Source organism: Streptomyces sp. NPDC087215, from assembly GCF_044744885.1.
Taxonomy (GTDB): domain Bacteria; phylum Actinomycetota; class Actinomycetes; order Streptomycetales; family Streptomycetaceae; genus Streptomyces.
Window position 1 is genome coordinate 77,953 of sequence record NZ_JBIUZD010000007.1, and the last position, 25,361, is coordinate 103,313.

The window sequence follows — 25,361 nt, forward strand, 5'->3', positions numbered from 1 at the left end:
GCACCACCGCCCGGACGCCCTACGGCCCGGCGCGCCGAAGTACCGCCCGGCGCGGCCGGGCCGCCGGTCGGGGTTCGGCGCGGGGCCGCCCACTAGGCTGCCGATCATGCTTGTCGCCGCCGCAGTCTGCCCCTGCCCCCCGCTCCTCGTGCCCGAGGTCGCGGCCGGTGCCGCCCCCGAGCTCGACCCCGCGCGGACGGCCTGCGCCGATGTCCTCGGGCTGCTCGCCGCCGCCCGCCCGGACCGGCTGTACGTCGTCGGGCCCGCGGGCGAGGGCGCGGTGGGCGTCCACCCGGCCGGTTCGACGGGCTCCTTCGCCGGTTTCGGCGTCGACCTCTCCGTACGGCTGGGAGCCCCCGGGACACCGGCCGATCAGGCCGGGCCCGCCGCACCGGCCGGTGCCCGGCCCCTGCCCGCCTCCCTCGCCGTCGGCGCCTGGCTCCTCGACCGGGCCGGGTGGGCCGACGCGCCGGTCGAGGGCCTGGCCGTCGACGAGGCCGCGACCCCGGACGTGTGCGCCGGGCTGGGCCGGGGCCTGGCCGGCTCCGCCGCGCGGGTCGCCCTGCTCGTCCTGGGCGACGGCAGCGCCTGCCGGACGGTGAAGGCCCCCGGCTACCTCGACGAGCGGGCCGAGGGCTTCGACGCGACGGCCGCCCGCGCGCTCGGCGCGGCCGACGCGCCCGCCCTGCTGGCGCTCGACCCGGAGCTGGCGTACGAGCTGAAGGCGGCGGGCCGCGCCCCCTGGCAGGTCCTCGCGGGCGCCGCCGAGGGCGCGGGGCTCGACGGGCGGCTGCTCTTCGAGGACGCCCCCTACGGCGTCGGGTACTTCGTGGCCGCCTGGTCCTGAACACCCCGGAACGACGACGGCGGACGGCCGCGGAGCACGAAGCTCCACGGCCGTCCGCCGTACGGAGGGGCCGCCGGTGTCAGGCGGCGGGCGGCGGGGTCGTACCGCCGTTCCCGGGCGTGCCGTCGTCCTTCTGACCGATCCGGTCCAGCGCGTCCTTGGCCTTGTCCGTACCGGTGTGGATCTTGTCGCTGTACTTGCCCTTGGTCTTCTCGTCGACCAGCTTCGCGGCCTTGTCGAGGCCCTGGTCGATCTTGTCCCCGTGCTGCTGCGCGAGGTCGGCGACCTTTTCCTTCGCCGGGCCGAGCTTGGCCTTCAGCGAGTCCAGGAGACCCATGGGGAACCTTCCCTCCGCGGACCCCGTGGGGCCCGTCCTTCGGTGTGCCGTCTGTGTTCCGTCTATGCGCCGGCGTCTTCACCGGTCCGGCCGTCGGCTTCCGCCGCCGACTGCTGCCTGGGGATGTCGACGGTCGCCGCCGTCGGGGGAGTCCCTTCCGCGCCGTCCGGTCCGCTGCCGGATCCGGCCGGAGCCCCGGCCCCTCCCCGCGTCTCCTCCTCGACCGCCGGGACGACGGCGACCTGCTCCGACTCGGTCTCGGTCACCTTGCTCGTCCTGCGGCGAAACGCTGAAAAAACGCCCATTGCTCACTCCATAGCGTACTCGGACGGGACGGGTTCCGTGGCGAACGGGGCCGGAACCCCGCACCGGGCAACGAAGCGCGGAACGACCCCGTCACGTAGCTCGTTCGGGGACGGGCCCGGAGGTTTGCGAGACTGGGGAGGTGAGAAGCGCAGCTCCCGCACCGCGGGTCATCGCCGTCGTCGGCCCCACGGCGGCCGGAAAGTCCGATCTGGGTGTGTTCCTGGCCCAGCAGCTCGGTGGAGAGGTCGTCAACGCCGACTCCATGCAGCTCTACCGGGGGATGGACATCGGCACCGCCAAGCTGACGCCGGAGGAACGCGGCGGCGTCCCCCACCACCTCCTCGACATCTGGGACGTGACCGAGGCGGCCAGCGTCGCCGAGTACCAGCGGCTGGCCCGCGCCGAGATCGACCGGCTGCTCGCCGCCGGACGCGTCCCCGTCCTGGTCGGCGGTTCCGGTCTGTACGTACGGGGGGCCGTCGACGCCCTGGAGTTCCCCGGCACCGACCCCGCCGTCCGGGCCCGTCTGGAGGCCGAACTGGAGGAGTACGGCTCCGGCGCCCTGCACGCCCGGCTCGCCGAGGCGGACCCCGCCGCGGCCCACGCGATCCTGCCCGGCAACGGACGCCGCATCGTCCGCGCCCTGGAAGTGATCGAGATCACCGGAAAGCCCTTCACGGCGAACCTGCCGGGCCCGGACCCCGTCTACGACACCGTGCAGATCGGCGTCGACGTGGCCCGTCCCGAACTGGACGAGCGGATCGCCACCCGGGTGGACCGGATGTGGGAGGCGGGGCTCGTCGACGAGGTCCGCGCCCTGGAGGCGCGCGGTCTGCGCGAGGGGCTCACCGCCTCCCGCGCCCTCGGCTACCAGCAGATCCTCACCGCGCTGGCCGGGGAGCGCACCGAGGACGAGGCCCGTGCCGAGACCGTGCGCGCCACCAAGCGTTTCGCCCGCCGCCAGGACTCCTGGTTCCGCCGCGACCCGCGCGTCCACTGGCTCAGCGGGGCCGTCGAGCACCGGGGGGAACTCCCGGGGCAGGCGCTGTCGTTGGTCGAACGAGCGGTCACAGCCTGATCACGTGATGGCATCGGGACGCCCTGCCCGTCAATTCGGCGGCCGGGAGCGTGCCATCATCGAGCGACGATCGACCGAGTGAAGTCCGAGTGGGGAGGGCGCGTGGCGATGGAGGCCGGCCCTCGCGACAGAGAACAGCACGGAGCGCCCCTCGGCGACCCGGCGGGTGACGCCCCCGGTCTCCCGATGGGCGCGGCGGACCTGGGACCGGACCTTCCGGTCGGCGCCTCGGGCCTGACCCCGGACGGCCCGGACGACGTGCTGGGCACCTCCGTCGAGGTGGACGCCGTCGAGGTCGAGGTCGAACTGCGGCCCCAGCGCAGGCTGCGGATCTGGCAGCTCGCCCCCATCGTGGCGCTCGCCGCCCTCGGCTCGCTGATGTTCGCCTTCCCGCTCGCCTTCGGCTCGGGGGACGGCGGCGCCGTCGTCGCGATGCTCGGACTCCTCATCAGTTCCTGCGCGGCGGGCTGGGGCGTGATGGCCGCCCGCAGGGTCGGCCACACCTGGCCGGGTCTGCGCAGGCGCGGTTCGGGCGAGCGCCCGAACTGGCGGGCGCTCCTGCTGTACGCGGTGACGATCACCGCCCTGGTGTCCCTCGCGGTCTGGCGCGTCGCCCGCCTCCGCTGACCCGGCCGGCCGCCCCGGGACCGTCTCCCGCGACCCCGGTCGACCCCCTGGTGCCGACTTCCACGCCGGTCGCCCGCTCCGGCCGGTTCCCGTGCCGCCGGTCGCCCGCCCGTACGCTCTCCTCCGCCCTCCGGTCACGGCCGGTGGCCCGCGACGACCGGCCCGTGGACGGCCGGGCGGCGCCCGGGGCCACCCCGTACAGTTGATCGCGTGACCAACGCGCAGACCTCACCGCTCCCGTTCCTCAAGGGCCACGGCACCGAGAACGACTTCGTGATCGTCCCCGACGCGGAGAACGCCGTCGACCTGCCGCCCGCCCTCGTCGCACGGCTCTGCGACCGACGGGCCGGGATCGGCGGCGACGGACTGCTGCACGTCGTGCGCAGCGCCGCCCACCCCGAGGCGCGGCACCTGGCCGACGAGGCCGAGTGGTTCATGGACTACCGCAACGCGGACGGCTCGGTCGCCGAGATGTGCGGCAACGGGGTCCGGGTCTTCGCCCGGTACCTGGAGCACGCCGGGCACGTCACCGCCGGTGAGGTCGCCGTCGCCACCCGGGGCGGGGTCAAGCGCGTCCACCTCGACAAGGACGGTTCCGTCACCGTCGCCATGGGCCGGGCGGTCCTCCCCGGGGACGGGGTCACCGTCACCGTCGACGGCCGCCACTGGTCCGCGCGGAACGTGAACATGGGCAATCCGCACGCCGTCGCCTTCGTCGAGGACCTCGCCCACGCGGGCGACCTCTTCACCGAGCCGTCCTACGAGCCCGCGACGGTCTACCCGGACGGGGTGAACATCGAGTTCGTCGCCGACCTCGGCCCCCGGCACCTCGCCATGCGCGTCCATGAGCGCGGCGCCGCCGAGACCCGCTCCTGCGGCACCGGCGCGTGCGCCGTGGCCGTCGCCGCCGCCCGCCGGGACGGTGCCGACCCCGCCGGGACCGGCACCCCCGTGACGTACACCGTGGACGTGCTCGGCGGGACCCTGGTCATCACCGAGCACCCCGACGGCCGGATCGACATGACGGGCCCCGCGGTGATCGTCGCCGAGGGCACGGTCGACCCCGAGTGGCTGGGCTGAGCCGCCGGACCGGAGCGCCCCTGCCGGAGACCGACGGAATCGAAATCGTCAACGACTGATTTGTCGCTCGAATGGGTGATCCGGTTCACGCTGGGCGAGAGCGTGACGGTGCCGCGTGGTGGGGTCGGTAGCATCAAGCACCGGCCCCCCGGGCACGCCTGGCCCGCCCACCGCCGGTCGACGTCGCCGGAGGTGCCCATGAGCGCAGAGGCCGCCAACCCCGTGAGCGCGGCGGAACCCGCCGACACCGGGACGACCGCCCGCAGACGCGGGCGCGCCAGGATCGATCTGCGCCGCCTCGGCCGCGCCGCCCTGCTCGGCGCCACCGCGGGACCCGCCCCCCGCGACCGCCTGCCGGACGCCATCAGCCATGTCGCCGAGGCGCACCGCGCCCACCATCCCGAGGCCGATCTGACGGTGCTGCGGCGGGCGTACGTGCTCGCCGAGCGCTCGCACCGGGGCCAGTTCCGCAAGAGCGGCGAGGCGTACATCACCCATCCGCTGGCGGTCACCCTCATCCTCGCCGAACTCGGCGCGGAGACCACGACCTTGACCGCCTCCCTGCTCCACGACACCGTCGAGGACACGGAGGTGACGCTCGATCAGGTGCGCCGCGAGTTCGGCGACGAGGTGGCCTATCTGGTCGACGGCGTCACCAAGGTGGAGAAGATCGACTACGGGGCCGCCGCCGAGCCCGAGACCTTCCGCAAGATGCTCGTCGCCACCGGTGACGACGTCCGCGTGATGTCGATCAAGCTCGCCGACCGGCTGCACAACATGCGGACCCTCGGGGTGATGCGGCCCGAGAAACAGGCCAGGATCGCCAAGGTCACGAGGGACGTCCTCATCCCGCTGGCCGAACGGCTCGGCGTCCAGGCGCTCAAGTCGGAGCTGGAGGACCTGGTCTTCGCCATCCTCCACCCCGAGGACTACGAGGTCACCCGCGCGCTCGTCGCGGGCGCCCCCGGCTCGGGGGACGCGCTCGACGCCGTCGCCGGACAGGTGGCGTCGGTGCTCCGCGAGGCGGGCATCGGCGCCGAGGTCCACGTCCGCCCACGACACTTCGTCTCCCTCCACCGGGTCCGGCTCAAGCGCGGCGAACTGCGCGGCTGCGACTTCGGACGGCTCCTGGTCCTGGTGACGGAGGACGCCGACTGCTACGGGGTGCTCGGTGAACTGCACACCTGCTTCACCCCGGTGATCTCCGAGTTCAAGGACTTCATCGCCGCGCCCAAGTTCAACCTGTACCAGTCGCTGCACACCGCGATCGCCGCTCCCGACGGCGCGGTCGCCGAAGTCCTCATCCGCACCCATCGGATGCACAAGGTCGCGGAGGCGGGCGTCGTCGCCCTCGGCAATCCGTACGCGGGGCAGGACACAGCCGCGCAGCCCGGCCCGGAGGCCCCGGCGGGCACCGCCCCGGCCCTCCGGGAACCGCTCGCGGCCCCCACCGGCCCGGAGGGCCGCACGGGTCCCGCCGGAGCCGTCACTTCCACCACTCCCGTCACTTCCACCCCTTCCATGGCTTCCTTCGCCGACACCCCTTCCGACGCGTCCGTGGAGGTGGACGCGTCCGCGGGGGGAGACGCGGCCGCAGGGGCGGAGGACGAGCGCGTCGACCCCACCCGTCCCGGCTGGCTCTCCCGCCTGCTGGACTGGCAGCAGGCGGCCCCCGACGCGGACACGTTCTGGTCCTCGCTCCGTGCCGACCTCGCCGAGGACGACGAGATCACCGTCTTCCACACGGGCGGCGGCCTCCCCGGCACCCTCAGCCTGCCCGCCGGGGCCAGCTGCGTCGACGCCGCCTACGCCCGGCACGGCGAGGCCGCCCACGCCTGTCACGGCGCCCGCGTCAACGGCCGCCTCGCCCCGCTGAGCACCGTCCTCGGCGCCGGGGACACCGTCCAACTGCTCCTCGACCCGGACGCCGGGTCGGGCCCCTCGCCCGAGTGGCTGGACCACGCCCGCACCCCCGCCGCCCGGATCGCGATCACGGGCTGGCTCCGGGACCATCCCGAGAGCACCCCGCCCCCCGCCGCCAGCACCGGCCCCCGGCCCCCGGCGGGGCCCGCCGCCGACCGGCGTACCGGCGCGGAGCTGCACGCCGACCTGGCGGGAGAACCGGCCCCGGCCGTCCGCCCGGCGGGCTGCTGCACGCCCGTACCCCCCGACAAGATCACCGGTTTCCGGGTGCGCGGCGGATCGGTCACCGTCCACCGCTCGGGCTGCGCCGCCGTCGACACCATGCGCGGTCTCGGCCGCGAGCCGGTCGCGGTCCGCTGGGGCGACACCGCCCACGGCAGGGTCACCCTGGTCGCCGAGTCCTTCGGGCGCCCCGGTCTCCTGGCCGATCTCACCGAGGCCATCGCCGTCGCCGGGGCGGCCGTCGTCGCCGCGACCGTCGAACCGCCGAGCGAGCAGCGCGTCCGGCACACGTACACCCTCCACCTGCCCGACGTGGCCCGCCTCTCCGCCCTCATGCGGGCCATGCGGGACGTGCCCGGCGTGTACGACGTGACCCGAGCCCGCCACCGCCCGTCCCCGCGCCGCGCCTGACGGTCCCGGCTCGACCGAACGCGAAACCGGCCCCGAGCCGGACCGGCCGGAGCCGGACCCGGACCCGGCCTCCCTCGGCCGTGCTCGGTCGACATCCCGGACACTCCGGCCCTGCGGCAGCCCCGGACGGCCGGACCCGCGAGCCTCCCGGGCGTCCGGGTCGGGGGAGCACGGTCCCCCCCCGACCCCGGCCGGGCAGGCGGCCCGGCCGTCCCGTCCCCGTGAACCCCTTCGAGTGGCGGGCGGGCGCGTCGGCCGGGGTCGGGGGGAGCGTCCTGGTAGCCGTAGGGCCAGTCCTCAGGAAAGGCCCGGCCCATGCCGCTCCTCCGCACCCCCCTGTCCCGCGCGCGGTGGCTCCGCTCCGCCGTCCTGGTCGCCGCCTCGGCCGGGCTCGTCGCCGCCGCACTGCCCGCCCCGCAACCCCTCGGCATCGGTGACCCGCTCTTCCCGGAGCTGGGGAACCCCGGCTACGACGTCCTCACCTACGACCTCGACCTCACCTACACCGGCGTCAACACCGAGCCCCTGGCGGCGGTCACCCGGATCGACGCCCTCGTCACCGCCGACCTGGAGCGGATCAACCTCGACTTCACCCACGGCACGGTCTCCGCCGTCAGCGTCGACGGACTGCCCGCCGCGTACGCCACCGCCGACGAGGACCTCGTCGTCACCCCGGCCGTACCGGTCGACGCGGGGGAGCGGGTGCACATCGTCGTCACCCACACCAGCGACCCCCGGGGCCCGGCCGCGGCGGGCGGCTGGGTGCGCACCACCGACGGGCTCGCCATGGCCAACCAGGCCAACGCCGCCCACCGGGTCTTCCCGTCCAACGACCACCCGGCGGACAAGGCGTACTTCACCTTCCGCGTCACCGCCCCCCGGGCGCTCACCGTCGTCGCCAACGGCCTGCCCACCGGCCGCGTCCGGCACGGCGCCACCACCACCTGGACCTACCGCGTCACCCACCCCATGGCCACCGAACTCGCCCAGATCTCCATCGGCGACTCCACGGTCCTCCACCGCGAGGGCCCGAACGGCCTGCCCGTACGGGACGTGGTCCGCACCGTCGACCGGGAGCTGATGGAGCCCTGGCTGGCCCGGACCCCCGGACACCTGGAATGGATGGAGCGGCGGGTCGGCCCGTACCCCTTCGAGACGTACGGGGTGCTCGTCGCCGACGCCTCCACCGGCTTCGAGCTGGAGACCCAGACCCTCTCGCTCTTCGAACGCCGCCTGTTCGCCGACCCGAGGTACCCGCGCTGGTACGTCGACTCGGTCCTGGTCCACGAACTGGCCCACCAGTGGTTCGGCGACAGCGTCTCGCCCCGCACCTGGTCCGACCTGTGGCTCAACGAGGGCCACGCCACCTGGTACGAGGCGGTGTACGCCGAGGAGAACGGGGGCCCGACCCTGGAACGCCGCATGAAGGCCGCCTACGCCGCCTCCGACGGCTGGCGGGCGGACGGCGGCCCGCCCGCCGCGCCCGAGCTGCCCACCCCCTCCCACCAGATCAGCCTCTTCCGGCCCGTGGTCTACGACGGAGCCGCCCTCGCCCTCTACGCGCTCCGCGAGGAGATCGGCGACGACGCCTTCCGCCGCCTGGAACGCCGCTGGGTCGCCGAACACCGGGACTCCACCGCCACCACCACCGACTTCGTCGCCCTGGCGGGTGAGACCGCCGGACGCGACCTCACCGCCTTCTTCCACGGCTGGCTCTACGAGCGGAAGACCCCCGCCATGCCCGGCCACCCGGACTGGCGCAGCGACCCCGTCGGGACCGACCCGGGCACCGTGAAACCCGGGTGACGCGTCCGGCGGGGCCGTGTCACCATCGTCGGGTCGGCGACGCGGCCGGGACCGGGAATCTTCCGGTGCCCGCGAGCGTTGTGCCGACATCAGACCCATCGCTCTCTCGACGTAAGGATCAAATGACCTCCTCTTCCTCCCCTTCCCAGGACGAGCAGAGCTCCGCGCAGACGAGCCGTACCGAGAGCCTTCGGGCCGACGCCCTGATGGAAGAGGACGTCGCCTGGAGCCACGAGATCGACGGAGAGCGGGACGGCGCCCAGTTCGACCGCTCCGAGCGGGCGGCTCTGCGCCGCGTGGCGGGCCTCTCCACCGAACTCGAGGACGTCACCGAGGTCGAGTACCGCCAGCTGCGCCTGGAGCGCGTCGTGCTGGTCGGTGTCTGGACCTCCGGGACCGTCCAGGACGCGGAGAACTCCCTCGCCGAACTCGCCGCCCTCGCCGAGACGGCGGGCGCGCTCGTGCTCGACGGCGTGATGCAGCGCCGTGACAAGCCGGACCCGGCGACCTTCATCGGTTCCGGCAAGGCCCGTGAGCTGCGGGACATCGTCGTCGAGACCGGTGCCGACACCGTGGTCTGCGACGGTGAGCTCAGCCCCGGCCAGCTCATCGCCCTCGAAGACGTCGTCAAGGTCAAGGTGGTCGACCGGACCGCGCTGATCCTCGACATCTTCGCCCAGCACGCCAAGTCCCGCGAGGGCAAGGCCCAGGTCGCGCTCGCGCAGATGCAGTACATGCTGCCGAGGCTGCGCGGCTGGGGCCAGTCGCTCTCCCGGCAGATGGGTGGCGGCGGCGGTGGCGGCATGGCCACCCGTGGCCCCGGTGAGACCAAGATCGAGACCGACCGGCGCCGCATCCGCGAGAAGATGGCGAAGATGCGCCGGGAGATCGCGGAGATGAAGACCGGCCGTGACATCAAGCGGCAGGAGCGGCGCCGGAACAAGGTGCCGTCGGTCGCGATCGCCGGATACACCAACGCGGGCAAGTCCTCCCTGCTCAACCGGCTCACGGGCGCGGGCGTCCTGGTGGAGAACGCGCTGTTCGCCACCCTCGACCCGACCGTCCGCCGGGCCGAGACGCCCACCGGCCGGGTCTACACCCTGGCCGACACGGTCGGCTTCGTCCGGCACCTGCCGCACCACCTGGTCGAGGCGTTCCGCTCCACCATGGAGGAGGTCGGCGACTCCGACCTCATCCTGCACGTGGTGGACGGCTCGCACCCCGCCCCGGAGGAGCAACTGGCCGCCGTCCGCGAGGTGTTCCGCGAAGTCGGCGCGGTGAACGTGCCGGAGATCGTCGTCATCAACAAGGCGGACGCGGCCGACCCGCTGGTCATCCAGCGCCTCCGGCGGATGGAGAAGCACTCGATCGTGGTCTCGGCCCGTTCGGGCGCGGGAATCCCCGAGCTGCTCGCGCTGATCGACGCCGAACTGCCGCGCCCGCAGGTCGAGCTGGAGGTCCTCGTGCCGTACACGCAGGGCGGTCTGGTCTCCCGGGCGCACGCCGAGGGCGAGGTCGAGTCCGAGGAGCACACCCCGGAGGGCACCCTGCTCAAGGTCCGGGTGCACGAGGAACTGGGCGCGCTGCTCACGCCGTACGTCCCGGCCGCGCACTGAGCGGACGGTCCACGCCGTACGCGAAGGGCGCCGCCCGCCACCCCGTCAGGGGAGGCGGGCGGCGCCCTTTCGTCAAGGAAGCCCGGAGCCGTGGAAGCGGGAAGTCATGAAAGCCGGGTGCCATGGAACCGGGAGTCATGAAAACCGGGTGTCATGAAAGCCGGGCGTGGGCCTCGGCGAGCTCACTGATCCCGAGCGAATGCACCGGCCGCGCAGGTTCACCGCCCCCGGGCCCGCAGGGCCTCACCGCCCCCGGGGCCGGCAGAGGTCCCTCCGGCCTCACCGGCCCTCCGGCCTCACCGGCCCTCCGGCCTCACCGCCTCAGCGGGCGAACTTCTTGCTGACCATGTCGTGGGCCGCCTTGGCGCCCCGTCCGAGCTGCGGTCCCGCCAGCCAGCCGTTGCCGCCCGCCGGGCCGATCGAGGTGTTCGACACCAGGGCCGTCTTCCCGTTCGGCAGCACGCGGAACCAGCCGCCGCCGGAGGAGCCGCCGGTCATGGTGCAGCCGATCCGGTACATCACCGGCGTGGCCGGGGCGGTCGTGAGCCTGCTCGCCGGACCGAGGCACTTGTGCATGATCATGCCGTTGTACGGCGGCGCCGCCGGATAGCCCCAGGCCCCCACCGTCCCCGTCCGCGCGGGCGCGGGCGCCGAGAAGTCGACCGGCAGCGCCGCGCCGACGGTCTCCTCCAGGGACTTGGAGCCCCGCTGGGGCTTCACGTGCAGGACGGCGTAGTCGTACGGCCAGGACTGGCCGGTGCCACCGGACTTGAGCCACTCGCCCGAGGCCACGGCCCAGTCGGCCCAGTACTGGCCGTAGGGGTGGACCTCGTGCGGCTGCGCGTCGTTCAGCGCGGCCGGGGACTTGCCCAGGTCGTTGAAGGCGGGGACGAAGGTGATGTTGCGGTACCAGCCGCCCTTCTTGCCCGCGTGGACGCAGTGGCCCGCCGTCCAGACCAGGTTGGACTTCCCGGGCCTGCGCGGGTCCTTCACGATCGTGCCGGAGCAGACCATGTGGCCCTGCGGAGAGTCGAAGAAGATCTTGCCGACCGGGGCCGCGTTGCGGTGGTACGGGGTCTTTTCGCGCTGCGCCCGCACCGGCGACGGCGTGGGGTCGGTGCCGCCGCCCCCCGCCTGCGCGGTGATCGTCTGGTCCGGGTTCTTCGCCGACCGCATCCTGGCCGGGTCCCAGAGCCCCTCGATGACCGGGTTGACGAAGTCCTCGGCCTCACGCAGCCAGGTGCCCCTGTCCCAGTCCTTCCACGCGCCGCCCCGCCACTCGTCCAGGTCGACGCCGTGCTTCTTTAGCTTGTCCGCGAGGTCCGCGGTGAGGCCGGAGCCGCTGTCTGCGGCGGGCGCGGAACTGCTGGCCCCGGCCGAGGGCTTGTCGGAGGCCGGGGCCTCGGTGGGCCCGCAGGCCGTGGCGGTCAGCGCCAGCGCGGTGACCAGGCCCAGGACGGCGGGCAGGAGTCTTGCGGAACGCATGTGGTGTCTTCCCCCTGTGATGATTCCGCGTCCGGGAACGGTCACATCGGCGTGTTCTCGCCTTGACGTGGTCATGGACGCGTCACTTGCGGTGCACAGTATGCCGGTCGGAACCGGCGCGGACACGGGCCGGGCCCTCACCCGTACGGCGGTGGCCGCGGGAGGCCCGCACCGGGCGTCCGTGGTCCGGGCGCGGAGGAGGCGGGACCCCGGGAGCACCGGGACCCCGCCTCCCCGTCCGGCGAGAGGCCGGGAAGGGACGGCCTAGCGGCTCGCGTACTTCGTGCTGACCTCGGAGAAGACGGCCTTGGCCTCGGGGCCGAACCGCGGCCCCGCGAGCCAGCCCGCCGTCGACGGGCCGATCGAGGTGTTCGACACCAGCGCGGGCTTGCCGTCACGCCCCTGGGCGACCCAGCCGCCCCCCGACGAACCACCGGTCATCGTGCAGCCGATCCGGTACATCGTCGGCTGGTCCGCCTTCAGGGACAGCCGGCCCGGCCTGTCCGCGCACTGGAACATCTTCTGGCCGTCGAACGGCGCCGCCGCCGGGTAACCCGTCGCCGTCAGGCGCGCGACCTTCGGCACGGCCGGAGCGTTGAACTCCACCGGGAGCGCCGAACCCACCGTCTCCTCAAGGGACTTGCCCGAGGTGCCCTTCTCCGGGGTCACCCGGATCACCGCGAAGTCGTACGGGGCGCCCGCGCCACCGGTCGAGGCGCCCTGGGCGATCCACTGGTCCGAGGTCTTGACCCAGTCCGCCCACCACACCCCGTACGGAGCGATCTGCTCCCGCGTGGCCTTCTCCAGGTCCGAGGTCGGCAGCGCCGCGTCGTTGTACGAGGGGACGAAGGCGATGTTGCGGTACCAGCCGCCCTTCTTGCCCTTGTGGACACAGTGGCCGGCCGTCCACACCATGTTGGACCTGCCGGGGTGCGCCGGGTCCTTCACGACCGTGGCCGAGCAGACCATCGAGCCCTCGGGACCGTCGAAGAAGACCTTCCCGGACGCCGGGGCGCTGGCGTGGTACTTCGCCGGGACGCCCTTCGCCCGCACCGGGTCCGGTGTCGGGTCGGTCACGCCCTCGTCACCGGAGATGTCCTCCTCCTCGACCGGCTTGTCGGGGCGCTCGGCCTCCCGCATCCGGTCCGGGTCCCAGAGGTCCTCGATGATCGGGTTGACGAAGTCCTTGGCCTCGCGCAGCCACTTGTCGCGGTCCCAGTTCCTCCACTCGCCGCCGCGCCACTTGTCGATGTCGATCCCGTGGTCCTTCAGGCGCTGTTTCAGGTCCTCCGGAATCTTGATCCTCTCGGGAATCCGGGGCGTGGACGCGCTGGGCTTGTCCCCCGCGTTCTCCTCGCTCGGGCCGCAGGCAGTGACGGTCAGCGTCAGCGCCGCGACGGCGGAAGCCGCCGTCAGCAGTGGACGAATCGATCGCATCTCGTGATCCCCCTGGAACTACGTCTACCGATGTCTTCTCGCGCACGGGCGAGCCGTGGCCACTTCCGTACGGACGGTGGCCGAAGGCCCCACTATGCCGGTGCCGGAGGGGACGGTACGCGCCGGGCGACCGGTTCCGGGAACCCTTCGGCCGTTGCCGTGCCGTGATCCGGGACACGCCAAGTTCCTTCCACCGGGCCCGTGATCCCCGGCATCCCGCGTCGTTGGTACGTACGGGGGACACAACGGCGGCGCCCCGGACGGCCCTTGAGGCGGTCCCACGATGCCCCGATGTGCAACGCAACCGTTACAGCGGGAGGACACCGAGCCGTGGCCGTGACCGAATCAGCTCCGGCCGTCCCACCGGCCGCGCGGGCGCAGAGCCGGACACCGGGAGACCCGGACACCGGCGCGCACGACGAGGCGGAACGCGCGGGGGAGGGCCGGAGCCCGGCCCCGCCGACGGGACGGACGCCCCCCCGAACCTCTCCGGCCCACAGACAGCCGGAACCGGGACTACCGGAACTGGGACTACCGGAACCGGGACAGTCCCAGCCAGGACAGCCCCGGGCAGGAGAGCCGGAACCGGATCAGTCCGAGCCGGGGCGGCCGGAACACGAACAGCCGCAGCCTGAACGGTCCGAGCCTGAACGGTCCGAGCCAGGACGGTCGCGCCCCGCGGCCCAGGAGCGGGGCGGCGGCGGTTACGAGGGCATCCTGCGCCGCCAGTCCCTGCGCGAGTCCGCCGCCCGCACGTACGCCCGCTCCCTGCCGATCGTCCCCGTCCGGGCCCGGGGCCTGACCATCGAGGGCGCCGACGGCCGCCGCTACCTCGACTGCCTCTCCGGCGCCGGAACGCTGGCCCTCGGCCACAACCACCCCGTCGTCCTCGAAGCCGTCAGGAAGGTCCTGGACTCCGGCGCCCCCCTGCACGTCCTCGACCTCGCCACCCCCGTCAAGGACGCCTTCACCACCGAACTGTTCGCCACCCTGCCGGGCGGCCTCGCCGACGACGCCCGCATCCAGTTCTGCGGCCCCGCCGGTACGGACGCCGTCGAAGCGGCGCTCACCCTCGTCCGTACGGCCACCGGCCGCACCGGCCTCCTCGCCTTCACCGGCGCCTACCACGGCATGACGTCCGGTGCCCTCGACGCCTCCGGCGGAGCCGCCGACGTCCGCGTGACCCGGCTGCCGTACCCCCAGGACTACCGCTGCCCCTTCGGTGTCGGCGGCGCCGAGGGCGCCCGGCTGGCCGCCCGGTGGACCGAGAGCCTCCTCGACGACCCCAAGAGCGGGGTCACCGCCCCCGCCGGAATGATCGTCGAGGCCGTCCAGGGCGAGGGCGGGGTCATCCCCGCCCCCGACGACTGGATGCGCGCCATGCGCCGGATCACCGCCGACCGCTCCGTCCCGCTCGTCGTCGACGAGGTGCAGACCGGCGTCGGCCGCACCGGCGCCTTCTGGGCCGTCGAGCACAGCGGGATCGTCCCCGACGTGATGGTCCTCTCCAAGGCCATCGGCGGCTCCCTGCCCCTCGCCGTCATCGTGTACCGCTCCGGGCTCGACGTCTGGGAGCCGGGCGCCCACGCGGGAACCTTCCGCGGCAACCAGCTCGCCATGGCGGCGGGCGCGGCCACCCTCGCGTACGTCCGCGAGAACGGACTCGCCGAACGGGCCGGCACCCTCGGCGCCCATATGCTCGAACGGCTCGGAGAGCTGGCCGCGGCCCACCCCTGCGTGGGCGACGTCCGGGGCCGGGGCCTGATGATCGGCGTCGAACTCGTCGACCCCGGAGCGACCGGGCCGCACGACACCGTCCCGCCCGCCGCCCCCGCCCTGGCCCGCGCCGTCCAGCGGGAATGCCTCGCCCGGGGACTCATCGTCGAACTCGGCGGGCGCCACTCCGCGGTGGTCCGGCTGCTGCCCCCGCTCACCCTCACCGACGAGCAGGCCACCGCCGTCCTCGACCGCTTCGCCGACGCCCTCGCCGCGGCCGAGCGGGCCCACACCCCCCACCCGGCCGCCCCCCGACGGGCCCCGGCCCCCCGGACCGCCACCGGGCCGTCCCACTGAACCCGGACCGCCCCCGGCCCCACCCCAAGGAAGCCCCCGTGAACGCCACCCCCACCTCCCCGGCGCCCGCACCCACCACGGCACCGGGCACCCCCGCACCCGACACGGCCACACCCGAAGCCGTCACCGGCTCCACCGGACCCGACGCCTTCGCCACCGTCACCGGACCGCCCGCCGCCTCCGCCGGACCGGCGGCCAGGACCACCGCGCCCGTCCCGAGCGCCACCACCGCCTCCGTACACGGCCCGCCCGCCGCCGTACTCGCCGCGCACGGCCCGACCACGCACGGCCCCGTCGGACACGGCCCGACCGCGCACGGCCCGACCGGATACGGGTCCACCGGGCATGGACCTGCCACCCACGGATCGACCGGGTACGGGTCCACCGCCCATGGCCCGACCACGCATGGACCGACCGCCCATGGACCGACCGGATACGGGTCCGCCACCCGCGGGGCCTCCATCCATGGACCGACCGGTCACGGACCGGCGGGGACCGGCCCGACCGGCCACGGACCGACCGGCCATGGAACGGCGGGCCACGGCCCCCTCGCCCCCGGACCGGCCGCCCCCGCGCCCCACTCCTCCGCGCACGGCCCCGAAAGCGCCGACGAGCCCACCGTGCCGCGCCAGCACCTCGGGCCGGGGGACCTCCGGTCGCACCGCCCGGCCACCGCCGACCCCCTGGACGACCCCGACCCGGCCCGCGCCGCCGACGCCGCCGCCGTCGAGAACCTGCTCCGCTGCTGGGTCAGGGAGACCGGCCGGTCCGCCCCCGGCTCCACCACCCTGCGCATCCCCCTCGAAGCCAGTGGCACCGCCCTCCTCGTCCCGGTCCTCCACTGGTCGCCCACCGGCTGGCACCGCTTCGGCGCCCCCGCCCTCGAAGGACTCCCCGCCACCGCGCCCCCCGTCGACGCCGTGACCGTCGCCGCCCTGATCGGCCGGGAGAGCGGCCGACCCGAAGGCACCGAACTCGTGGGCCGGGTCGCCGACTCCACCCGCCGCACCGCCGAGTTCCTGGCCGAGCACCGCCGGGGCCCCCAGTCGCACCCGGCCGCCGATCCGTTCCTCGCCGCCGAGCAGTCCCTCGTCCTCGGACACCCGCTCCACCCCACCCCCAAGAGCCGCGAAGGACTCTCCGAGGCCGAGTCCCGGCTCTACTCGCCCGAACTCCACGGCTCCTTCCCGCTCCACTGGTTCGCCGTCGCCCGCTCGGTGCTGGCCGCCGACTCGGCATGGACCGAACAGGGCCGCCCCGTCACCGCCGAACAGCTCGCGGGCGGCCTCGCCGAAGGGCTCGCCCTGCCCGCCGGGACCGTGCCCCTGCCCGTACACCCCTGGCAGGCCCGCGAGCTCCGGCACCGCCCCGAGGTCCGCGCGCTCCTCGACGCCGGCCTCCTCCGGGACCTCGGCCCGTACGGCAGCCCCTGGCACCCCACCTCCTCCGTCCGCACCGTGCACCGGCCCGGCGCACGCGCCATGCTCAAGCTCTCCCTGGGCCTGCGCATCACCAACTCCCGCCGCGAGAACCTCCGCAAGGAACTTCACCGGGGTGTGGAGGTCCACCGGCTGCTCCGCACCGGGCTCGTCGACGAGTGGCAGGCCGCCCACCCCGGCTTCGACATCGTCCGCGACCCCGCCTGGCTCGGCGTCGACACCCCCGACGGCGTCCCCGTCCCCGGGCTCGACGTGATGATCAGGCACAACCCCTTCGGACCCGACGACGACGCCGTCTGCGTCGCCGCCCTCACCTCGCCCCGCCCCTGGCCCGGATCCGCCGTCCTGCGCTCCCGGCTCACCGATGTCGTCGACGGGCTCGCCGTCCGTACCGGCCGCCCCGCCGCCGCCGTCTCAGCCGAATGGTTCCTTCGCTACCTCGACCAGGTGATCCGGCCCGTGCTCTGGCTCGACGGACACGCGGGCATCGCCCTGGAGGCCCACCAGCAGAACACCCTGGTCCTGCTGGACCGCGACGGCTGGCCGGTCGGCGGCCGCTACCGCGACAACCAGGGCTACTACTTCCGCGAGTCCCGCCGCGGCGAGCTGGAATCCCGCCTCCCCGGCATCGGGGACGGAAGCGACACGTTCGTCTCCGACCGGGTCACCGACGAACGCTTCGCCTACTACCTCGGCATCAACAACGTCCTCGGCCTGATCGGCGCGTTCGGCTCCCAGCGCCTCGCCGACGAGCGGGTCCTGCTCGCGGCCTTCCGCAGCTTCCTCACCGCCGCGGACGGCCTCGGCTCACCGCTGCCGCGCCTGCTCCTGGACGCCCCGACCCTGCGCACCAAGGCCAACCTCCTCACCCGCCTCCACGGTCTGGACGAACTCGTCGGCCCGGTCGACACCCAGTCCGTGTACGTCACCGTCACCAACCCCCTCCGCACCTGACCCCGCCCGGGGCCTCGGCACCCGCTCCCGGGGCCGGACGCCCCCGGCCACCGGACGTCCGGTCCACCGGGCAGACGCGACGACCGATCCACCAAGTCGGTACGGAGCCCCCTCGCCCCGCCCACACCCTCCTCACCGCCCCACCCCGACCCCCTGACAGACCCGCCCCACTCCGACCGAGCCGCTGCCGCCCACCCCGGCCCGTTCCCTCCCCCGACCGGCCCCACCACACCCGATCCGGCCGACCGGACGCCCGACCCGTACGACCGCCCTGGCCGAGCCGCCCGCCCCGGCCGGGCCCGTTCCCCGACCGGTCACCGCCCGATCCGATCCGCCCCACCCGTACGCCGACCCGCCCGGTCACCACCCACTCCGCCCCACGAGCCGCCCCGCCCACCCTGACCACCCCATCCCCGCCCGGCCCGGTCCCCCGGCCCGGTCACCGACCGCCCCGCCCGACCCGCCCGCATCGCCGAAAGGAGAGCGACACCGTGTCACCCGCCCGCCCACCGGCCGACCCGCCCGGGGACGACACCCTCGATCTGAGGCTCGACGACCTCGTCGCCCTCCTCGAAGGCGGTCACCTCGACGCGGGCCGCCCCGACGCCGGACTGCTCGACGGGGACCTGCTGGACTCCGTGGCCTCCTGGAGCCCCGCCGTCACCCCCTTCGGCGGCTTCCGGCTCGTCCCCGTCCGTCTGGAACGGGACCTCCCGCTCCTGGTCCGCTGGATGAACGACCCCGCCGTCGCCGCCTTCTGGGAACTGGCGGGACCCGACTCGGTCACCGCCGAGCACCTCCTCGCCCAGTTGGAGGGAGACGGCCGCAGCGTCCCCTGCCTCGGCGTCCTCGACGGCACACCCATGAGCTACTTCGAGATCTACCGCGCCGATCTCGACCCGCTCGCCCGGTACTACCCCGCCCGTCCCCATGACACCGGCGTCCATCTGCTGATCGGCGGCGTCACCGACCGGGGGCGCGGTGTCGGCACCACGCTCCTGCGGACCGTCGCCGACCTCGTCCTCGACCACCGCCCCGGCTGCACCCGGGTCGTCGCGGAACCCGACCTCCGCAACACGCCCTCCGTCGCCGCCTTCCTCGGCGGCGGCTTCCGGTACGCGGCGGAGATCGACCTGCCCGACAAACAGGCCGCGCTCATGCTGCGCGACCGGGCCCTCCGGCACGTGCTCTGACGACCCGGCCCGGTACGGAACTCCCGCCCCCGGAAACCCGAACCCCAGGCCCGCCCCCGCCCGGATCTCCGGCCACGAACTCCCCGGCCCCCACCGTCCTTTTCCCCGGCCCCCACCGTCCCGCCCCCGACCTCGCCCTTGACCTCGCCCTCCCGCCACCGGACACGACCCGCTCGGCTCCCCCCACCGGCCCGTCCGTCCCCCGCCTCCCTCGCTCCGCCCCCACCGGACACAGACCCACTCTCCGCCCACCCGCTCGCCCCGCCCCACCCCGTCCCGTCCGCTCCACCGCCCGACCCACGGCGGTCCCCACTCCGAGGAGTCCTCGTGTCGACCTCCCCTGCACCGCACGACTCCGCACGCCCCGTCCCCGTCCCCCGACCGTCCGCCGCACCGGCCCCGGCCCCCGCCCCCGCCCAGGAAGGCCCGGCCGCCACGGAACCGGCCCCGGAACGGCCGGCCTCCGCCGCCGCCACGGCCCCCGCCCCGGAAGAACCGGCCCCAGCCACCCCCGCCCGCACCCCGGAACACCAGGCCACGGCCCCGGAAGAACCGGCCCCCGACCCGGAGGCACCGGGCCCGGACGCCCCGTGCCCCCCGCGCCCCGCCCCCGAGCGCTCCTCCGCGCCGGTCCTGCTCGCGCCCCCCGAGCTGACCGCCACCGGCTGGACCCGGGCCTCCTCGCGGCTCCTCGCCAAGGCCCTCGCCGAGTTCTCGTACGAGGAGGTCCTCGTCCCCGTACCCGAGGCGCCGCCCGGCGAGGGACCCACGCGGTACGCGCTGCCGCTCGACGACGGCGGCACCCTGTCCTTCCGCGCCCGCCGGGGCGCCTACGACGGCTGGTACGTCGCCGCCGACTCGATCACCCACGAGGGCCGGCCGCTGACCGACCCCCTCGACTTCCTGGTCCGCGCCCGCCGCCTCCTCCGGCTCGACGGCGCCACCCTCGGACACCTCATCCGTGAACTCTCCGCGACCCTCGCCGCCGACGCCCGTCTCGACCACACGGCCCTCACCGCCGACCGGCTCGCCGACCTCCCGTACGCGGAACTCGAAGGCCACCAGACCGGCCACCCCTGGCTCGTCCTCAACAAGGGCCGCATCGGTTTCTCCGCGGGAGACGCCGCCCGCTGGGCCCCCGAGGCCCGCAACGCCACCCGCCTCCCGTGGATCGCCGTCAGCAGGCGCATCGCCGCCTACCGGGGCGTCACCGGCCTCGACACCCCCGACCGGCTCTACGCCCAGGAGCTCGACCCCGAGGTCCACGCGGCCTTCCGCGCCGGACTCGCCGCCCGGGGCCACCGGCCCGACGACTACCTCCTGCTGCCCGTCCACCCCTGGCAGTGGGACGAGATCCTGCTCCCGCTGTACGCCCCGGCCGTCGCCGACGGCTCCGTCGTCCCGCTCTCCGCCGACCCCGACCTGCGGCTGCCCCAGCAGTCGGTCCGCACCTTCCTCAACACCAGCCGCCCCGACCGGCACACCGTCAAGCTGCCCCTCTCGGTGCTCAACACCCTCGTCTGGCGCGGCCTGCCCACCGAGCGCACCCTCGCCGCCCCCGCCGTCACCGCCTGGGTCCACGGCCTGCGCGACGCGGACCCCTTCCTGCGCGACGAGTGCCGGGTGATCCTGCTCGGCGAGGTCGCCTCCGTCACCGTCGAGCACCCGCTGTACGACCGGCTGCCCGAAGTCCCGTACCAGTACAAGGAACTCCTCGGCGCGATCTGGCGCGAACCACTGCGCCTCCCGCCGGGCGAGCGTGCCCGCACCCTCGCCTCGCTGCTCCACACGGACCCCGAGGGGCGCGCCTTCGTCGCCGAGCTGGTCGCCCGCTCCGGCCTCGCCCCCACCGTCTGGCTCCAGCACCTCTTCGCCGCCCTGCTGCCCCCGCTCCTGCACTTCCTCTACCGCTACGGCACGGTCTTCTCCCCGCACGGCGAGAACGCCATCGTGATCCACGACGACCGGGACGTCCCCGTACGCCTGGCGATCAAGGACTTCGTCGACGACGTGAACATCAGCGCTCGCCCCCTCCCCGAACACGGCACGCTGCCCGACGACGTACGGGCCGTCCTCCTCACCGAGGAACCCGGCTTCCTCGTGCAGTTCATCCATTCGGGGCTCTTCGTCGGCGTCTTCCGCTACCTCGCTCCGCTCTGCGAGGAACAACTCGGCGTTCCCGAAGGGGACTTCTGGGCACTCGTCCGTGCCGAGATCCTGCGCCACCAGGCCCGCTTCCCCGAGCTGAAGGAACGGTTCGAGCTCTTCGACCTCCTCACGCCCCGGATCGCACGGCTCTGCCTCAACCGCAACCGTCTGCATCTGGACGGCTACCGGGACCGGCCGGACCGCCCCCACGCGGCCGTCCACGGAACCGTCCCGAACCCGCTCGCGTGAGGCGCGCGCGTGCCCCGGCTGTCGGTGCCGCCCCGTAGGCTGGGTGGGCTATGACGAAGCCATCCCTCCCCGACCTCCTCCACGCCGCCGTCTCCGCCGTCGGCGGCACGGAGCGACCCGGCCAGGTGACCATGGCCGAGGCCGTGGCCGAGGCCATCGACGACAATTCCCACCTGCTCGTCCAGGCGGGCACCGGCACCGGCAAGTCGCTCGGCTATCTGGTGCCCGCGCTGGCCCAGGGCGAGCGGGTGGTGGTGGCCACGGCCACCCTGGCGCTCCAGCGCCAGCTCGTCGAGCGCGACCTGCCGAGGACCGTGGACGCGCTGCACCCGCAGCTGCGCCGCCGCCCCCAGTTCGCCATGCTCAAGGGCCGGTCGAACTACCTCTGTCTGCACCGGCTCCACGAAGGGGTCCCGCAGGATGAGGAGGACGGCCTGTTCGACCCCTTCGAGGCCGCCGCGCCCACCAGCAAGCTCGGCCAGGACCTCATCCGGCTCCGCGACTGGTCGGACGAGACGGAGACGGGCGACCGGGACGACCTGACGCCCGGCGTCTCCGACAAGGCCTGGGCCCAGGTCTCCGTCTCCTCCAGGGAGTGCCTCGGCGCCTCCAAGTGCGCGTACGGCCCGGAGTGCTTCGCCGAGGCGGCCCGCGAGCGCGCCAAGCTCGCCGACGTCGTCGTCACCAACCACGCCCTGCTCGCGATCGACGCCATCGAGGGCGCCCCGGTGCTCCCGCAGCACGAGGTGCTGATCGTCGACGAGGCGCACGAACTGGTCTCCCGGGTGACCGGCGTCGCCACCGGCGAGCTGACCCCCGGACAGGTCAACCGTGCGGTGCGCCGGTCCGCCAAACTCGTCGACGAGAAGGTCGCCGACCAGCTGCAGACCGCGGCCGAGGGCTTCGAGCGGGTGATGGAGCTGGCCCTGCCGGGACGTCTCGAGGAGGTCCCGGAGGACCTCGCGTACGCGCTGATGGCGCTGCGGGACGCGGCCCGCGCGGTGATCACGGCCCTGGGCTCCACCCGGGACCGGTCCGTGCAGGACGAGGACGCGGTGCGCAAGCAGGCGCTGGCCTCGGTGGAGACCGTGCACGGCGTCGCGGAGCGGATCACGGCAGGCTCGGAGTACGACGTCGTCTGGTACGAGCGGCACGACCGTTTCGGAGCCTCCCTCCGGGTCGCGCCGCTCACCGTGTCGGGCCTGCTCAGGGAGAAGCTGTTCACCGAGCGGTCCGTGGTCCTGGCCTCGGCCACCCTCAAGCTGGGCGGTGACTTCAACGGGGTCGGGGCTTCGCTCGGCCTGGCGCCCGAGGGCACCACGGGCGACGACCTGCCGGTCTGGAAGGGCCTCGACGTCGGCTCCCCGTTCGACTACCCCAGACAGGGCATCCTGTACGTCGCCAAGCACCTGTCCCGGCCCGCCCGGGACGGCGACCGGGGCGACATGCTCGACGAACTGACCGAGCTGATGCAGGCGGCGGGCGGCCGGACCCTCGGCCTGTTCTCGTCGATGCGCGCGGCCCAGCAGGCGGCCGAGGAGCTGCGGAGCCGGATTCCCGAGCTGCCGATCCTGCTCCAGGGCGAGGACACGCTGGGCGAGCTGATCAAGAACTTCGCCGCCGATCCCCAGACCTGTCTCTTCGGCACCCTGTCGCTGTGGCAGGGCGTGGACGTCCCGGGGGCCAGCTGTCAGCTGGTCGTCATGGACAAGATCCCGTTCCCGCGCCCGGACGACCCGCTGATGAGCGCCCGGCAGAAGGCCGTGGAGGAGGCGGGGGGCAACGGCTTCATGGCGGTCGCGGCGACGCACGCGGCGCTGCTCATGGCACAGGGCGCGGGCCGACTGGTCCGGGCGACCGGGGACCGGGGTGTCGTGGCGGTGCTCGATCCCCGGCTGGCCACCGCGCGGTACGGCGGTTATCTGAAGTCCTCGCTGCCGGACTTCTGGTACACGACGGACCGTAACCAGGTGCGGAAGTCCCTGGCGGCCATCGACGCGGTGTCGAAGGCCGCGGGTACCTGAGGGACCGCGGGCGGCCGAGGTACCGGGCCCGAGCCGACCGTTCGCCGGACGGCCCGGGGCCTTCCCCGCGCCCGAGCCGACCGTTCGTACCCGGGCCGATCGTCCGTGCCCGGGTGTCCCGGAGGACGGTCCGCGTCCGGGATGAACGTCCGGCCCGGACCGACCGTCCCGGTGCCGGTCCCCGGGGACACGGCAGGGCCCCTGGACCGGCGCAGAGGGTCCAGGGGCCCGGTTCAGAGCCGGCGGGTGGGGTCACACCCGCCGCAGCACCGCCACGACCTTGCCGAGGATGGTGGCCTCGTCGCCGGGGATCGGCTGGTAGGCGGCGTTGTGCGGGAGCAGCCAGACGTGCCCGTCCTCGCGCTTGAAGCGCTTGACCGTGGCCTCGCCGTCCAGCATGGCGGCGACGATGTCGCCGTTCTCCGCGACGGGCTGACGGCGGACCGTGACCCAGTCGCCGTCACAGATCGCCGCTTCGATCATCGAGTCGCCGACGACCTTGAGGACGAACAGCTCGCCGTCGCCGACCAGCTGCCGGGGGAGGGGGAAGACGTCCTCGACGGACTCCTCGGCCAGGATGGGGCCACCGGCGGCGATGCGGCCGACCAGCGGGACGTACGACGCGGCGGGCTTGCCGGTGGTGTCCGTGGGCTGGGTGCTCGGCTGGTCGGAGCCGCGCACCTCGTAGGCGCGGGGCCGGTGCGGGTCGCGGCGGAGGAAGCCCTTGCGCTCCAGGGCCATCAGCTGGTGCGCCACGGAGGAGGTGCTGGAGAGGCCCACCGCCTGCCCGATCTCGCGCATCGACGGCGGATAGCCGCGGCGCTGGACCGAGTCACGGATGACCTCGATGACCCGGCGCTGCCGGTCGGTGAGGCCTGAACTGTCCGCCCTGATGCCAGGAGGTCGACCGGGAAGCGCGCGCGGGGGGCGCCCGGGATCATCGCCGGTCATGCCGATGTCGTTCATGCCATGCACCTGCTCGAGTCGGCCCTGGGAGCGGTCCTGGGCGGTGATGGTGGCACTGTCTGCGGTGGTGGTCACGTCGGCCCCTCTCGAATGGTCTCCCTGGCTGGCACAACGGTAGTAGCTTTCGAAAGGTTGCGCCAAACACACGTTCGAGTGAAAATTCGCAGATTGCCTTACGCCTGTCCGCATGGAGGTGTATGAGCACTCTCACTCGGCTCTTGCGCGGCCCTCACTCGGCGGGGGCCGGCCGACTCAATTCGGTCATTACGGTAACCTCGCCGCTGGGCCGCAGGCGCGCCGCGCGAAGGCCGCGGGCCGGTGGGCGCCCCTCAGTGTCGCACCCGTAAGGCCCGGAACCCCGGAGCCGCCGCGCCGCGACACGCGCAGCGTCCGGAATCGCCCACAACCCAAGATCTAGTGGTTGTATGTCATCGACCACCCAGGGGTAGTGGTCCCCCGGTCCTCCGGGGGACCACGGATCACCTATGCTGGTGGTCGTTCCGCAGGGCCCACCGGCCCGCGGGATTCACCAGTCGTGCCGTGAGGGAGGGTCGGAACCAATGCACTGCCCCTTCTGCAGGCACCCCGACAGCCGTGTCGTCGACAGTCGCACCACCGACGACGGGACGTCGATCAGGCGTCGTCGCCAGTGCCCCGACTGCTCCCGTCGTTTCACGACGGTCGAGACGTGCTCGCTGATGGTGGTGAAGCGGTCCGGTGTCACCGAGCCCTTCAGCCGTACCAAGGTCATCTCCGGCGTCCGCAAGGCGTGCCAGGGGCGGCCGGTCACCGAGGACGCCCTCGCCAAGCTCGGCCAGTGGGTCGAGGAGGCGGTGCGCGCCACCGGCAGCGCCGAGCTGACCACCCACGACGTGGGCCTGGCCATCCTCGGTCCGCTCCAGGAGCTGGATCTGGTCGCGTACCTGCGGTTCGCGTCCGTCTACAAGGCCTTCAACAGCCTGGAGGACTTCGAGGCGGCCATCGCGGAACTCCGCGTGCGGCCCCCCGTCGAGACCTCCGGGACCGGAGCGACCCCCGCGGTCCCCGTTCCCGCCACCGCCGCCGACTGATCGGCGGACCGGGCCGCAACGGCCCGGCGACCGGCCGCCGTGCGGCCCGGCAGACGTGCCCCGGACGATC

General features: G+C 74.1%; 18 protein-coding genes. 13 read left to right on the plus strand and 5 right to left on the minus strand.

The genetic code is table 11. The features are described from left to right. The first annotated feature begins 106 nt into the window (after window positions 1-106). A complete protein-coding gene (locus tag ACIO92_RS19915) occupies window positions 107-847 on the plus strand; it encodes a class III extradiol dioxygenase subunit B-like domain-containing protein (protein WP_402282654.1) in 741 nt (246 codons plus the stop codon). 79 nt (window positions 848-926) lie between these two features. Here the strand turns inward: ACIO92_RS19915 and ACIO92_RS19920 are convergent, their stop codons facing one another. Together ACIO92_RS19920 and ACIO92_RS19925 are read right to left on the minus strand one after the other, a co-directional pair. After that, window positions 927-1,184, minus strand: a complete 258-nt coding sequence (locus tag ACIO92_RS19920; RefSeq protein WP_351791018.1) for an antitoxin — start codon at window positions 1,182-1,184, stop codon at window positions 927-929. Window positions 1,185-1,246: 62 nt separating this feature from the next. Next, window positions 1,247-1,450, minus strand: coding sequence for a hypothetical protein (locus tag ACIO92_RS19925; RefSeq protein WP_366444226.1), 204 nt, complete (start codon window positions 1,448-1,450; stop codon window positions 1,247-1,249). A 179-nt stretch (window positions 1,451-1,629) separates the two neighbouring features. Here ACIO92_RS19925 and miaA point away from each other — a divergent pair, with 179 nt between their 5' ends. From miaA to hflX, 6 genes are all read left to right on the plus strand, one after another. Continuing rightward, window positions 1,630-2,568 (plus strand): tRNA (adenosine(37)-N6)-dimethylallyltransferase MiaA, encoded by a 939-nt coding sequence (miaA, locus tag ACIO92_RS19930; protein WP_366444227.1) that lies wholly within the window; start codon window positions 1,630-1,632, stop codon window positions 2,566-2,568. Window positions 2,569-2,676: 108 nt separating this feature from the next. Further along, window positions 2,677-3,195: a hypothetical protein gene (locus ACIO92_RS19935; protein WP_366444228.1), complete on the plus strand. Its 519-nt coding sequence runs from the start codon at window positions 2,677-2,679 to the stop codon at window positions 3,193-3,195. Window positions 3,196-3,405: 210 nt separating this feature from the next. Further along, complete coding sequence (gene dapF, locus ACIO92_RS19940) at window positions 3,406-4,275, plus strand: diaminopimelate epimerase (RefSeq protein WP_366444229.1); 870 nt, start codon at window positions 3,406-3,408, stop codon at window positions 4,273-4,275. 198 nt (window positions 4,276-4,473) lie between these two features. After that, window positions 4,474-6,831: a RelA/SpoT family protein gene (locus tag ACIO92_RS19945; protein ID WP_402282651.1), complete on the plus strand. Its 2,358-nt coding sequence runs from the start codon at window positions 4,474-4,476 to the stop codon at window positions 6,829-6,831. Between the two features lie 315 nt (window positions 6,832-7,146). Beyond that, window positions 7,147-8,637, plus strand: coding sequence for a M1 family metallopeptidase (locus tag ACIO92_RS19950; protein ID WP_402282649.1), 1,491 nt, complete (start codon window positions 7,147-7,149; stop codon window positions 8,635-8,637). 122 nt (window positions 8,638-8,759) lie between these two features. After that, window positions 8,760-10,253, plus strand: coding sequence for a GTPase HflX (gene hflX / locus ACIO92_RS19955; protein WP_366444232.1), 1,494 nt, complete (start codon window positions 8,760-8,762; stop codon window positions 10,251-10,253). 321 nt (window positions 10,254-10,574) lie between these two features. Here the strand turns inward: hflX and ACIO92_RS19960 are convergent, their stop codons facing one another. After that, complete coding sequence (locus tag ACIO92_RS19960; protein ID WP_402282647.1) at window positions 10,575-11,738, minus strand: trypsin-like serine peptidase; 1,164 nt, start codon at window positions 11,736-11,738, stop codon at window positions 10,575-10,577. A 264-nt stretch (window positions 11,739-12,002) separates the two neighbouring features. Further along, a complete protein-coding gene (locus ACIO92_RS19965; protein ID WP_401241212.1) occupies window positions 12,003-13,175 on the minus strand; it encodes a trypsin-like serine peptidase in 1,173 nt (390 codons plus the stop codon). 714 nt (window positions 13,176-13,889) lie between these two features. Here ACIO92_RS19965 and ACIO92_RS19970 point away from each other — a divergent pair. From ACIO92_RS19970 to ACIO92_RS19990, 5 genes are all read left to right on the plus strand, one after another. After that, window positions 13,890-15,248: a diaminobutyrate--2-oxoglutarate transaminase family protein gene (locus tag ACIO92_RS19970; RefSeq protein WP_366444282.1), complete on the plus strand. Its 1,359-nt coding sequence runs from the start codon at window positions 13,890-13,892 to the stop codon at window positions 15,246-15,248. A gap of 461 nt (window positions 15,249-15,709) precedes the next feature. Then, window positions 15,710-17,641 (plus strand): IucA/IucC family protein, encoded by a 1,932-nt coding sequence (locus ACIO92_RS19975; RefSeq protein ID WP_402282705.1) that lies wholly within the window; start codon window positions 15,710-15,712, stop codon window positions 17,639-17,641. 491 nt (window positions 17,642-18,132) lie between these two features. Continuing rightward, on the plus strand, window positions 18,133-18,834 hold the full coding sequence (locus ACIO92_RS19980; protein ID WP_366444236.1) for a GNAT family N-acetyltransferase: 702 nt from the start codon (window positions 18,133-18,135) through the stop codon (window positions 18,832-18,834). Between the two features lie 633 nt (window positions 18,835-19,467). After that, window positions 19,468-21,231, plus strand: coding sequence for an IucA/IucC family protein (locus ACIO92_RS19985; RefSeq protein ID WP_402282703.1), 1,764 nt, complete (start codon window positions 19,468-19,470; stop codon window positions 21,229-21,231). A gap of 50 nt (window positions 21,232-21,281) precedes the next feature. After that, on the plus strand, window positions 21,282-23,255 hold the full coding sequence (locus ACIO92_RS19990) for an ATP-dependent DNA helicase (RefSeq protein WP_402058112.1): 1,974 nt from the start codon (window positions 21,282-21,284) through the stop codon (window positions 23,253-23,255). 252 nt (window positions 23,256-23,507) lie between these two features. Here the strand turns inward: ACIO92_RS19990 and lexA are convergent, their stop codons facing one another. After that, entirely contained in the window at window positions 23,508-24,296 is a 789-nt protein-coding gene (gene lexA / locus ACIO92_RS19995) for a transcriptional repressor LexA (protein WP_366444238.1), read from the minus strand. Window positions 24,297-24,781: 485 nt separating this feature from the next. Here lexA and nrdR point away from each other — a divergent pair, with 485 nt between their 5' ends. Beyond that, window positions 24,782-25,291: a transcriptional regulator NrdR gene (gene nrdR / locus ACIO92_RS20000; protein WP_366444239.1), complete on the plus strand. Its 510-nt coding sequence runs from the start codon at window positions 24,782-24,784 to the stop codon at window positions 25,289-25,291. The last annotated feature ends 70 nt before the right edge of the window (window positions 25,292-25,361 follow it).